At 60.1% G+C, this 12,434-nt stretch carries 11 protein-coding genes and 1 tRNA gene; 4 read left to right on the forward strand and 8 right to left on the reverse strand.

Annotation, left to right across the window (positions count from 1 at the left end; genetic code table 11):
* Window positions 1-22 precede the first annotated feature (22 nt).
* Window positions 23-97, forward strand: a tRNA-Lys gene (locus ACR0NJ_RS11890).
* An 8-nt stretch (window positions 98-105) separates the two neighbouring features.
* Here the strand turns inward: ACR0NJ_RS11890 and ACR0NJ_RS11895 are convergent.
* From ACR0NJ_RS11895 to ACR0NJ_RS11930, 8 genes are all read right to left on the reverse strand, one after another.
* Window positions 106-1,947 (reverse strand): V-type ATP synthase subunit A, encoded by a 1,842-nt coding sequence (locus ACR0NJ_RS11895; RefSeq protein WP_480817347.1) that lies wholly within the window; start codon window positions 1,945-1,947, stop codon window positions 106-108.
* Window positions 1,944-2,636 carry a hypothetical protein gene (locus tag ACR0NJ_RS11900; RefSeq protein ID WP_480817348.1) on the reverse strand — a complete coding sequence of 231 codons (693 nt, stop codon included), beginning with the start codon at window positions 2,634-2,636 and terminating at the stop codon, window positions 1,944-1,946. The genes ACR0NJ_RS11895 and ACR0NJ_RS11900 overlap by 4 nt, the downstream gene beginning before the upstream one ends.
* A 1-nt stretch (window position 2,637) precedes the next feature.
* Window positions 2,638-3,315 (reverse strand): hypothetical protein, encoded by a 678-nt coding sequence (locus tag ACR0NJ_RS11905; protein WP_480817349.1) that lies wholly within the window; start codon window positions 3,313-3,315, stop codon window positions 2,638-2,640.
* A complete protein-coding gene (locus tag ACR0NJ_RS11910) occupies window positions 3,315-3,758 on the reverse strand; it encodes an ATP synthase subunit C (protein ID WP_480817350.1) in 444 nt (147 codons plus the stop codon). Before ACR0NJ_RS11910 ends, ACR0NJ_RS11905 begins: the two co-directional genes overlap by 1 nt.
* Window positions 3,755-5,551 carry a V-type ATP synthase subunit I gene (locus ACR0NJ_RS11915; RefSeq protein ID WP_480817351.1) on the reverse strand — a complete coding sequence of 599 codons (1,797 nt, stop codon included), beginning with the start codon at window positions 5,549-5,551 and terminating at the stop codon, window positions 3,755-3,757. The genes ACR0NJ_RS11910 and ACR0NJ_RS11915 overlap by 4 nt, the downstream gene beginning before the upstream one ends.
* Window positions 5,548-6,153, reverse strand: a complete 606-nt coding sequence (locus ACR0NJ_RS11920) for a V-type ATP synthase subunit D (RefSeq protein ID WP_480817352.1) — start codon at window positions 6,151-6,153, stop codon at window positions 5,548-5,550. The genes ACR0NJ_RS11915 and ACR0NJ_RS11920 overlap by 4 nt, the downstream gene beginning before the upstream one ends.
* The gene (locus tag ACR0NJ_RS11925; RefSeq protein WP_480817353.1) at window positions 6,131-7,492 is read right to left on the reverse strand and encodes a V-type ATP synthase subunit B; all 1,362 of its coding nucleotides are present in this window, start codon (window positions 7,490-7,492) and stop codon (window positions 6,131-6,133) included. Before ACR0NJ_RS11925 ends, ACR0NJ_RS11920 begins: the two co-directional genes overlap by 23 nt.
* 178 nt (window positions 7,493-7,670) lie before the next feature.
* A complete protein-coding gene (locus tag ACR0NJ_RS11930; protein WP_480817354.1) occupies window positions 7,671-9,074 on the reverse strand; it encodes an MATE family efflux transporter in 1,404 nt (467 codons plus the stop codon).
* A 291-nt stretch (window positions 9,075-9,365) separates the two neighbouring features.
* On the opposite strand from ACR0NJ_RS11930, the gene ACR0NJ_RS11935 reads away from it, so the two are divergent.
* From ACR0NJ_RS11935 to ACR0NJ_RS11945, 3 genes are all read left to right on the forward strand, one after another.
* Window positions 9,366-9,935: a TRAP transporter small permease subunit gene (locus ACR0NJ_RS11935; protein WP_480817536.1), complete on the forward strand. Its 570-nt coding sequence runs from the start codon at window positions 9,366-9,368 to the stop codon at window positions 9,933-9,935.
* Complete coding sequence (locus ACR0NJ_RS11940; protein ID WP_480817355.1) at window positions 9,932-11,260, forward strand: TRAP transporter large permease; 1,329 nt, start codon at window positions 9,932-9,934, stop codon at window positions 11,258-11,260. Before ACR0NJ_RS11935 ends, ACR0NJ_RS11940 begins: the two co-directional genes overlap by 4 nt.
* Window positions 11,261-11,327: 67 nt before the next feature.
* A complete protein-coding gene (locus ACR0NJ_RS11945) occupies window positions 11,328-12,368 on the forward strand; it encodes a TRAP transporter substrate-binding protein (protein WP_480817356.1) in 1,041 nt (346 codons plus the stop codon).
* Window positions 12,369-12,434 lie beyond the last annotated feature (66 nt).

Genomic DNA, 12,434 nt, shown 5'->3' on the forward strand with positions numbered 1-12,434 from the left:
CCTGCGCTTGTCTGGCTTAAATGGCCCGTTCGTCTATCGGTTAGGACGACAGGTTTTTAACCTGGAAAGAGGGGTTCGATTCCCCTACGGGCTACCATTTTTCTCTTACACACCGAACTTTTCGCTGCACAGGCCTTCGATCTGACCCCAGAGCGACTTGTATTCCGGCGTGTTTTCAGCCGCATAGTGGAAGTTCTTCATCAGCCCAGTCAGTTGCGTAAAGACCTGCCGAACCTCGGCCTTTTCCGCGAATTGCGCAGTGGATTGCGTGACATCATAGACCAGCTTGAAGGTCATCTTTTGCCGCTCTAGCGGGACGGTTGCATCGACTTTGTCAAAGGCGTCCTGCTGCAGGTAGACCATATCGACGAACAGCGCCTTTTGCTGGGTCACGAAGTCTTCGATGGTCACGCCCTCTTCGCCTGTGACCTGCATCATCTGATCGACCTGTTCGCCCTTTTCGATCAACGCCAGCAGATCGCGGACTTTCCCGGTCCAGCCCGGTTCGGCGTTTTTGTCGTACCAGGCCGATAGCTGATCCAGATAGCGCGACCAGCTGAGCATTGGATCGACCGCAGGGTAGAAGCGTTTATATGCGCGTTCCGACGACAAGCCGAGGAAGCATTTCACCGTAGAAAGGGTCGACTGCGTGACCGGTTCGTCAAAGTTCCCGCCTGCGGGTGAGACTGTGCCGATCAGGGTCAGGCTGCCCAAGTCTCCGTCGTTGGTTTTGACCGCCCCTGCCCGCTCGTAAAGCCCCTTGATCGAGCTTTCGAGGTAAGCCGGAAAGCCCTCTTCGCCCGGGATTTCTTCCAACTTGCCAGAGGTTTCACGCATCGCCTGCGCCCAGCGGCTAGTGCTGTCGGCAATCAGCAGCACATCGTAGCCCATTTGGCGGTAATACTCGCCTAGCGTGATGCCGGTGAAGATCGAAGCCTCGCGCGCGGCGACTGGCATCGAGGACGTGTTGCAGATGATGATGGTCCGGTCCATCAGGCTACTGCCCGTGGAAGGGTCGGTCATCTTGGGGAACTCGGCGATGGTCTCGACCACCTCCCCGGCGCGTTCGCCGCAGGCCACGACGATCACGATATCGACCTTGGCGTTCCGGGCGACCAGGTTCTGCAGCACGGTCTTGCCCGCCCCGAACGGCCCCGGAATACAGGCGGTACCGCCGCGCGCGATCGGGAAGAACGTGTCGATCAGGCGCTGCGAGGTCAGCACCGGTTCTGTCGGGTACAGCCGTTCCGACAAGGCGCGTTTCAGGATGCTTTCGGGCAGCGGTCTGCGCACCGGCCATTTCTGCGACAGGGTCAGGGTATGTTCGCCGCCCTGCTCATCCTCCAGCCGTGCGACGATATCGTGGATCGTAGCCGCGCCCTTTTGAACCCAGACCACTTTGTAATCGCCGACCCAATTGAACGGTAGCATGATCTTGTGGCTGAAATGCCCCTCTGGCACGGTGCCGATACTGTCGCCTGCGGTCACCGTATCGCCCACTTTCACGGTTGGCGAAAAGGACCACTTTGCTTGATCATCCAATGGAGCGACATCCGCGCCGCGGGGCAGGAAGGTGCCGAACTCGGCCGCCACTTTCGGCAGCGGCGATTGCAACCCGTCAAAGACCTGCCCCAACAGGCCCGGCCCCAACTCGACCGACAGCAACTGGCCGGATTGCTCGACCGGATCGCCGACGGCGACGCCATCCGTGCTTTCATAGACCTGCACATCCGCCGTGTCGCCGCGCACGCGCAGCACCTCGGCCTTGAGCCGTTCCTGACGCCCGCGTGGGCCGGGGCGGGATGGCAGTATGTAGACAACCTCATTCTTGACCAGTTGGCCGGGGTGGCCCGAGGCGTCGGGGTTGGCCTGAATTTGCACCAGCCCCTCCTGCACCGAGACGACTTGGGCCGTGGCTGTTTGGGCGGATGAGGTTGGGGCTGTCATGCGTATGCTCCCTCAAAATCGACTTCGGCGATGCCGGACATGGCCTGCTGCGCCAGGGCCTCGAACCGCGTGGCCGCCGCTTGTGCGCTGCTTTGCGCCCAGCGGTCAAAGATGTTCCAGATCAGGACGTATATCGCCACCGCTTCGAAATCGAACATATGGCGCGCGGCGTGGCGTTTGAGTTGCTTGTGACTGACCGACAGCAGCAGCCGTTCCAGACCCAGCGGATCATCGCTGTCCAAAAGCTGTTGCGCCTCTTTCACCCATGGCAGAGCCGTTTCCAGACCGAACACCGAATCGCCCCAGTGGGCAGGGATATGCCTGCTCCAGCGCCCGACGCCGATTGGACCGGACGGCGCACCTTCGCCGCGTTTGCGCAGACGCAGGGCGGCAATGACCGAGCGCAGTTCCATCCGCTCTAGAAACAGTCTCTTTAACGTTGGCTGAGGGATATCCTGCAGTGCCTGCTTACACCGATGAACCGCCTGCGCATCGGTGACGTCCATGTCGTAAGCACTCCAACTCAGGGTGTGTTCCAGAGTGTGTAACACCTGCGCGTCCTCTCGCGTAAGCGCCTTCAGGCGACGATCGAGCCGGATTCGCGACAGGGGCGGTTGTTTGGCGACGAACAACCGCTCGGACCCCGGCAGGCTGCAGATCAGCGCGATATAGGCGTCGGCGTCGGGCATCCTACCGGATCACTCCTTCCAGAACGGAGCGGAACCGGGGTTGCAAATGCTCCATCAGCAATGAGGCAACGGCCTTGTCCGTCAGGTCCAGCACCACGCCCTGATCTTCGGCGCGAACCCGGATTCCGTCCTGAATGTCGTCCGAACTGTGCAGTTCCACATTCTCCCGCAGCATTTTCGCTGTCAGCCCCAGAACATATTTCGTCAGCCTGCCTGACTGAATGTCATCGGCGTTTTGCTTGATATCTTCCTGCGTGGCGACCTTGGCGGGCAGGATGACCTGCACCTTGCCGTCCAGACTGGCTCCCTCTGCCGCGCGGCCAACCACTTCGAGGATCATCTGTTTCAACAGATCGGGATCGGCCATTTCCTTGGTCACAAGCCGTTCGACATCCTGTTTGAACCGATCTGTCAGCCCGGCCTTCATCGTCAATACCGCATCCCGCATGGCAGTGTTCAGCGCCTCTTCCCCAGCCGCGCGGTAGTTATCGGTATCTGTCCGGGCCTTTTTCTGAAACGCCTCGGCCTCGCGCTTGGCGTCAGCCAGAATGCGCGCGGCGTCGGCCTTGGCCTCGGCCAGCAGCTTTTCGGCCTCGGCCTGACCCGCCGCGACTCCGTCCTCCCGCAGCTTGTCGATCAGAGCGTCCACGCCATGGGAAATCGTGCTGTCCTGTGCCATCAGCTAATCCCCGCGCTGATGACCAGGGCAAAGACGAAGGCAAAGACCCCGAAGCCCTCAATAATAGCTGCAGGGGCCAGTGCGAGGCCGAAAATCTCGGGCTTTTCCTTGGTCGCATTGATTGCCGCCGCACAGGCCCGGCCCTGCCAGATGCCGCAATACATCAGCGCGATACCCGACAGGATGCCGATACCAAACAAGCCGCCTGCATTCTCGGGCGTCACCTCGCGGTTCAGGGTGAACATGATGACGATGCCGTAAATCACCATCGTCGACGGAAAGGCCGAGACGCCCACGAAACGGCCATATCCGCCTTCGGTCTCGGTCATCGCGCCGATACTGGCCATCCCGGCGATCGAGCAGCCAATGGCGCTGGCCGCCGCGCCCAGCGCCATCGGCGCATAGATGCCCAGCCAGCCCAATGTAAGAACAAGATCATTCATTCCTGAACCTCCTTGCGGGCGAACGGGCGAAAGACTGTGCCTTCGTCCGGCAGACCCCATTTAAAGAATTCGATGTAATTGAGGCGTAAGCCGTGAACGACGCCACTCATGATCGCGAGGGCGAAGTTCAGGACGTGGCCAACGATCAGGATCAGCAGCCCGAACAGGATGCCCGGCCCTTTCAGCGCGTGCATCACCTGCACCGCCAGATCGTTGAACGTGATCGCCAGCGAGGCCGAGGCCAGACCCAGCGCAAACAGGCGCATATAGCTGAGCACGTCGCCGAACGCGCCCATGGCCCCGGCGAGGCTTTGCAGCCCGTCGATAAACCGCCACAGCCAGTCGGTGGGTTTGGTGATCACCCGTTCGCTGGAGAACAGCACGATGGCCAGAACGCCTGCGCCGATAACCGCCGCACCCGGCGCCGGTGATTTGTCGTTCATATGGCTGAGCCACAGAACGAACCCGCCTGTCAGCGCCGCGATCCAGCCCAGATTGGCAATGGCTTTGCGCCGCCCCCACGCCGCCCGCGCCGCCAGAGCGTTTGCGAGAATCAGATGCAGCACACCCACCACGATGGACAACATCATCATCGCGTTGAAATTGTTGATATCCAGCACTTTGACCTTCGCCCAGACCGACCCGTCCGGCGGCGCGACGCCGAAATAGCTGCCGACCAGAACGCCATACAGGATCGTCGCGCCCGAGATGATCAGGCCGTAGCGCCGCCATGATCTTTGATCCGCCGAGCCGCCAAGTTTCTTCCAAAAGATCAGCAGGCCCAGCAGAATGACCGCGCCGTACCCCGCATCCGCAATGATCATTGCAAAGAAGATCGCGAACGAGGCCGCGACAATGACGCTCGGGTCCCAGTCCCGATAGCCGGGCACCTGATAGAACAGTGCCAGATCGACCGCGGCGCGACGGTTTTCAGGCTGTTCCAACAAGGTGGGCGGGGCGTCGTCCGGCCCCGGTTCCTCGATCAACGCGGCTGCGCCCTTCGCGTCCGCCATCTCCAGAACCGCATCGATGCGATCTTCGGGCACCCAGCCTTGCACGGCGAACACCTCCTCGGCGTCTCGTACCTTTTGCGTCGCATGGGCCAGTTCCGCAGCGCTTTCGGCAACCGACAGGTTGCGCCGCATCAGGGTCAGGTAGCGCGTCTGGGCGACCCGTTCGGCCTCCAGCGCTTCCAATTCGATTTCCGCATCTTCCAATTGCGCTTCCAACTCGTGAATGGGCAGCGAGCCGGTATGGGTGCGCGGGACCGGCAGAATGTCATCATCGGGCTCGTCCGGTGCGATCAGAACGGCGTAGAGATAACGGTGATCCTCTTCCAGAATCGCCCAGGGCTGCGTCAATTCGGACAGCGAAGCGCGATGTTTGACGGGCAGTTGGTAGAACCACAGCCGGTTGCCGGCTAAAGCGTCCGTCGGCGGGAAATCCAGATCACCCCAAGGGCGCACCTGTTCAATGCGATGCGCCAGAAAATCCCGGCGGTCCATGGTGTCGCGGGTGCGCTGCATCAGGTCGATCACCTTGGGCACGAACCGGTCCATGTCAAAATCGGGGTCGCGCTGTATCTGACGCCGGGGATCGGAGATTTCCGCAAGGAAACGCAGGGCCTTATAGGCGTCTCTTGCCGTGCGGTCGCTGATCTTTTCCGGCTCATCCGGCGGCGGCACCAGCGGCAGAACGTGCATGCAACCCAAATCCTGCAACGCCGTCAGCGTATCCCCCTTATGCGCAGCGGGCCCGACCAGAGACATCTTCTTGAGCCGCGCGACGGTCATGTCACCGCCTCCAGCGCATGTTTGCGTTTCGAGATTTTCGAGCGCACCACCGCCTGTATCTGCTCATCGCTCAGATAGATGCGGATTTTCTTGATGTTGGCCTTGGCGCGCGGAATCAGAACCTTTTCGAACAGGTTGACCCGTTGCGTGATCGTGGCCACCGCCTTGTCGAAAATCCGCACCCGTTCCTCGGCCACTTTGACGCGCAGGCGGGCTTCGATCATGTCGTGCAGAAGGCTTGCGGCGGCATCGACCCAATGCGGTTTGGCCAGCACCGAATAGGGGCGCACCGCAACCTCGATCCGGTCGAGATCGGGCATTTTGACGCCCACTACGTTGACCTCTTTGACCTTGTAGTCCTTGAGTTCGACCAGACCGTCCAGATCAATCCCCTGCTGCGCCAGCATGGGCAGCTTTTCCCCAACCTGCTGGGCCAGCGCATGCACCTCATCTTGCAGACGCTGCACATCCTTGCGCGCCTTGACCCGCTCGGCCATCAACTGCTGGCGCTTGAGGTCCAGCGACGGCAAGAACCGCTCATAGCTTTTCAGCTGCGTCTGCTCGCGCGCGAGCGACGATTTATTCAGCTGCAACCGCGCCATTGGCATCCTTGGGGAAATACTTGTCGATCAGGGTTTGCTTCATCAGCAGTTGTTCGGGCGCAAAACACTCGGCCAGAGTTTTCCAGCCCAGATCCAGCGCCTCCTCCAACGGGATCGAGACGTTGATGTCCATGAACCGCGTGCGGAACAGCCCGCCGAACTTGAGCAACTGATGATCGTAATCCGACAGATCAAAGGCCATCGCCTGTTTCTGCGCGGCATCACGGCTTTCGGAATAGAACCGGATCATCGTGTTCATGATCTGCCCGTGATCTTCACGCGTGGTCTTGCCGATCACATTTTGCTTGAGGCGCGAGAGGCTGCCAAACGGATCGATCACGCCGGAATGCAGGTAGAACTGGCCTTCGGTGATATAGCCGGTGTTATCCGGCACCGGATGGGTCACGTCATTGCCGGGCATCGTGGTCACAGTCAGCACCGTGACCGAGCCGCCCTTGGCATAATCACACGCTTTCTCATACCGGCGCGCCAGTTGCGAATAGAGGTCCCCCATATAGCCCCGCTGCGATGGCACGCGTTCCTGACTGATCCCCACCTCTTTCATCGCGTCGGCATAGGCTGTCATGTCGGTCAGCAGGACTAGCACGCGCTTGCCCTCCTCGACCGCGAATTTCTCGGCCACGGCCAGCGCCATGTCGGGGACCAGCAGGCGTTCCACCAGAGGGTCCATCGCCTGATTTACAAACATCACTGTGCGCGCGAACACGCCTGCGTCTTCGAAGGACGTACGGAACGTGTGATAATCGTCAAAGATCAGGCCCAGCCCGCCGAACACCACGATATCGGCATCCGCCTGAATTCCGATGCGGCTTAGGAAGGCGTTAAACGGCTCGCCCGAGACCGAAAAGATCGGGATTTTCTGGCTTTCGACCAGCGTGTTGAACACGTCGATCATCGGCACATCGGTGCGGATCATCTTGTTAGGCACCGCGCGTTCAACCGGGTTCACGGTCGGGCCGCCGATGTCGATGCGAGGCTCGGACGACAGGTCCGGCCCGCCGTCAATCGCCACACCTGCCCCGTCAAACACCCGGCCCAGAATATTTGCCGAATAGGGCGTCTGCATCGGATGGCCAAGGAAGGTCGCAGTCGCCTCGGTCGAAATGCCCTTGGTGCCGGAAAACACCTGCAGCGTGACCACATCCCGGTCGATAAAGATCACCTGCGCCAGTGTTTTGCGGCCATCTATCGCCTCAATCACCGCCAGATCGTTGAACCGGACCGCCGCGTCTTCTGCGCCGTCAAACGGCACGCGGACCTTGATCGTGTCCCCGACGATTTCCAGAATACGGGTGAATTTCAAAAGACTCCGGGACATTATCTATCCTCATGCGCCTAAGTGATTTTCTGAATGACACTGCGCAAATCAGCAGCGATTTTTGCAATCTTACGTGCAGCTTACAACGAATTCATGAATTGGCAAATGAAGATGGTCGGAGGCCGCCGGACCGCCCGATGATTAGCCTTTTGGATGCACGATCTACCCCGGCTGCGGTCTACCACCCTCGACGCCCGAACAGCGAATGAAGCCGGTTCTGATCCTCGAACGGATCAACCGCCTGCGCCCGTTCCATCCGGGACACAACCCGCCTGACCAGCACCCAGCTGATCACTGCAAAGACGACACCACCGAAGGCCTGCCCCAACAACACGCCCGAGGCCCCCGCCAGGTTCGAGCCGATCACTGCAAACACCCACGTCCCGACGGTGTGGCGGCCCCAGTTGACCCATGTGGAATACACCGGGTGGCCAAGGTTGTTGAAACTGGCGTTTGACACGAAGATGACCCCGTTGAAAAACGAGGCCAACGCCAGTGGTCCGCAGAACAGGTAGATCAGCACCCGCGTCTCACCTTGTGCCTGAAACAGATCGGCAATCGGCGCGCGCAGCAGGAACAGGATCGCGGCCATGCCCAGAACGTAGATGGCGGTGAATTTGATGCCCGCCAGAAAGGCGGCGCGGACGCGGCTGAATTGCTCGGCCCCGTAGTTTTGGCCGATGATCGGACCAATCGCACCGGAAAGCGCAAAGATGACCGAAAACGCCACGGGCATCAGCCGCCCGATCACGGCCATGCCCGCGACCGCATCTGTGCCGTATTGGGCAATCTCGCGCACCACGATGGCGTTGCCGATGGGGGTGGCGACATTGGTCAGCACGGCGGGAATTGCAATCGCGCGCACAGGCTTGAGGTCCTGCCGCACCTGCCGCAAAGACGGACGCGTGAACCCTTTGTGGACCCGCAAAGCCGGCCACAGCGCGGCGGCCAGCATGCAGATGCGCGCCAGAACCGAGGCAATCGCGGCCCCATCCAACCCCAGCCCGACCGCAAAGATCAGGATCGGGTCCAGCACCGCATTCACCACGCCGCCATAAATCGTCGCCATCATCGACCGCCGCGCGTCCCCATGTGCGCGCAGGACGGCCATCGCGACCATGGCGAGGGACATGACCCACATCGTCGGCACGATGATCGAGGCATATCGGGTCGCGAGCCGCAAAACCTCGCCCTCGGCCCCAAGTAGGGACAGAAGGAAGCTCAGGTTGAGCAGCACCAGAACCGGCGTGACAAGCCCGACGATGACACCCAGAACAGCGACGCTGGACGCGAAGTGTCGCGCTTGATCTGCCCGTCCTCCCCCAAGTTCGCGAGCTACCAGCGCCCCGGCGGCGATCGACAGGCCGATGTTGATGGCGTTGGTAAAGAACAGCAGCGTCGCGGAATACCCGACGGCTGCGGCCAGCGCGTCATTGCCCAGCATCGAGATGAAAACCATGTCGATGAAGTCGACGGCAAAGATCGCCATCAGCCCAGCGCTGGTTGTCAGGGACATACGCGTCACATGGCCCATCAGGCTGCCGCTGAGGAAAACCGCCTTTTCCGGTGACTGATTGGCCATTGCCCTGCCCGCTCTTTCCATGGCCCGCTTGGCCCAAGTTCTAGCCAGCACGTCAATCCATCAGCCGTCAACCGGGATTTCAGGAGGACCCTGCGCATTTCCCCGAAATACACTTTTTGGGGCATTCGCAAGAATTCCGTGACCTCTCAAGGTGTTCCAAGACCTCGTCGTTCTTGACAGACGCAAAACCTGCCGTTCTGATGCCGGGGTGAGCTACAAGATTCCAATCCGTGATCCGATGGCCGAAGCCGTGTTCCCAAGCGCGTATCCTGCAAAGGTTGCCGTCTCGTGATCGCTGCGATGAAGGCCTATATCCGGTTCGTGGACCGCTCGAACCGCATTCTGGGGCGGATCATCATGTACGGCATCTTCGTGATGATGGCGATCCTGCTATATTCCTCGGTGTCCAAAACTTTTTTTGTTCCGTCGCTGTGGACGCTGGAAATGGCGCAGTTTGCGATGGTTGCCTATTACATCCTTGGCGGGCCCTATGCGATGCAGATGGGCGCGAATGTGCGGATGGATCTGCTTTATGGGGAGTGGGCCGACCGGCGGAAAAGTCAGGTGGATGCGATCACTGTGCTGTTCCTGATGGTCTATCTGGGCTTTCTGCTATGGGGCGGCTGGGACAGTCTGATGTATTCGTTCCAGTATGGGGGCGAACGGTCGTCTTCAGCGTGGCGGCCCTATATATGGCCGATCAAGACGATCATGGTGATCGGCATTTTCCTGATGCTGCTGCAGACGATCTCGGAACTGTTCAAGGACATCTTGCGCCTGAAGGGCCACGATATGGGCCCGAAGGATGATGAGCCGGTGCACATGGCCCCCGAGGACCTTGAAGGAGGGCATCGCGGGTGAGTTACGAAGTGATCGCCGCGCTCATGTTCTCGACCATGATGCTGATGCTTCTGACCGGGCAGCGCGTCTTTGGGGCCATCGGTTTCGTTGCCGTCATCGCCGCGTTTTTCCTGTGGGGGGACCGGGGCGGGTATGATCTGGGTTTTGCCGCCGCGATCAAGGTGATGCGCTGGTATCCCCTGCTGACGCTGCCGATGTTCATCTTCATGGGCTACATCCTTTCGGAATCCCGGATCGCAGATGATCTCTACCGCATGTTCCACGTTTGGATGGGCGGGCTGTCCGGGGGGCTGGCTATCGGAACCATCGGGCTGATGGTTCTGATCTCGGCCATGAACGGGCTTTCGGTTGCGGGGATGGCGATTGGCGCGACAATCGCCCTGCCCGAACTGCTGCGGCGGAACTACGACAAGATCATGGTGACTGGGGTGATACAGGCCGGATCCTCGCTTGGGATTCTTGTGCCCCCGTCCGTTGTGCTGGTTCTCTACGCCATGATCGCGCGCCAACCCGTCGGGCAGCTTTGGCTGGCTGGCGTTGTGCCGGGTCTGATGATGGCGACCCTGTTCATCATCTACATCGCCATCCGCTGCCGCCTGAATCCCTCGCTCGGCCCCGCGATGAGCGAAGACGAGCGCGCGCAGGTCAGTCCCGGCGAAAAGATGCGGTTGCTGGGCGCCGGGCTGTTACCGCTAGGTATCTTCGCGGTGATGATGGTGCCTTTTGTCAACGGCTGGACCTCGCTCGTGGAAAGTTCGGCGCTGGGGGCCATCGCTGCCTTTCTGGCCGCCGTTCTGAAACGCCGGATGACATGGCAGGTGTTCGAGACCTCGGTCAAGCAGACGCTTGGGATCACCTGCATGTTCATGTGGATCATCCTAGCCGCGCTTGCCTTTGGCGCTGTCTTCGATGGTCTGGGCGCGGTGAAGGCGATTGAGAACCTGTTTACCGTTCAGCTGGGCCTGAACCCGTGGATCATCCTGATCCTGATGCAGCTTAGCTTTCTTCTTATGGGCACGTTTCTGGACGACACCGCCATGCTGGTGATCGTAGCCCCGCTTTACGTGCCGCTGGTTGGTGCGCTTGGATTTGACCTGATCTGGTACGGCGTCCTCTACACGATCACCTGCCAGATCGCCTATATGACCCCTCCGTTCGGATATAACCTGTTCCTGATGCGGGCGATGGCCCCGCCGGAAGTAACTATTGGAGATATTTATCGTTCCATCATACCTTTCGTATGTGTGATGGCTTTGGCTTTGGGGCTGGTTATGACCTTCCCCGAGATCGCATTGTGGCTTCCGGGCGTCGTCTACGGAAACTGAGCAAACAAGAACGAGAAACCGGAGCAACCGGATCGAAGTTCAACGAAAAGCACAGGAGAGGAAGACAATGACCACAACAAGACGCAGTTTCCTGCGGACCGCTGCCATAGCGGCCCCCGCAACGCTCGCCGCGCCCGCAATCGTCAAAGCGCAGGCGCCGATCAAATGGCGGTTCCAGACCTATGCTGGCGGAGCGTTGGGCGAACATGTGACCAAACCGGCCATCGACTACATCAACGCCAATGCCAATGGCGAATTGGAGATCGAGCTGTTCTTCGCCGACCAGATCGTACCGACCGGTGAGTTGTTCCAGGCGCTGCAGCGCGGGACCATTGACGGGGTGCATTCCGACGATGACTCGATGGCGTCTCCCACGCCGCTGCGCGTATTTGGCGGCTATTTCCCCTTTGCAACCAAGCATATTCTGGACGTCCCGGTGCTGTTCAACCAATACGGGCTGGCCGATATCTGGCGAGATGAATACGCCAAGGTCGGGGTTCAGTGGCTGTCGGCGGCGGGGCAGGACCCGTGCAACTTCAACACCAAGAAAGAGATCACCTCGGTCGCCGATCTTGATGGCCTGAAGCTTTACACCTTCCCCACCGCTGGTCGTTTCCTCGCCAAGTTCGGCGTGGTGCCGGTGAACATCCCCTACGAAGACGCCGAGGTCGCCGTACAGACCGGCGAGCTTGACGGTATGGCCTGGTCGGGCATCACCGAGGATTACACCGTTGGCTGGGCCGATGTGACCGATTACTTCCTGACCAACAACATCTCGGGCGCGTGGATCGGATCGTGGTTCGCAAATCAGGAACGCTGGAATGAACTGCCCGATCACCTCAAATCCATCGTGATGGCGGGGATTGAGGCGGGCCACACCTATCGCAACCAGTGGTATTGGGGCGGCGAAGCGGCCCTGCGTGCAAATGGCGACAAGCTGGAACTACGGTCAGTGCCGCCCGCCGAATGGGCCGAGGTCGAAAACGCGGCCAAGGAGTTCTGGAACGAGATCGCGCAGGAAGGAGAAGTGCACAAGAAAATCGTGGGCATCTTCCGCGAGTATAACAGCGTGATCAATCAGGCTGGCGTGCCCTACAACTTCGAATAACTAAAAGCCGGGGCGGCTTGCACGCGTTGGCCGCCCCAATGGCAGCACTCCAGCAGGTTTGGAGGA

The organism is Ruegeria sp. F11 (assembly GCF_056533855.1).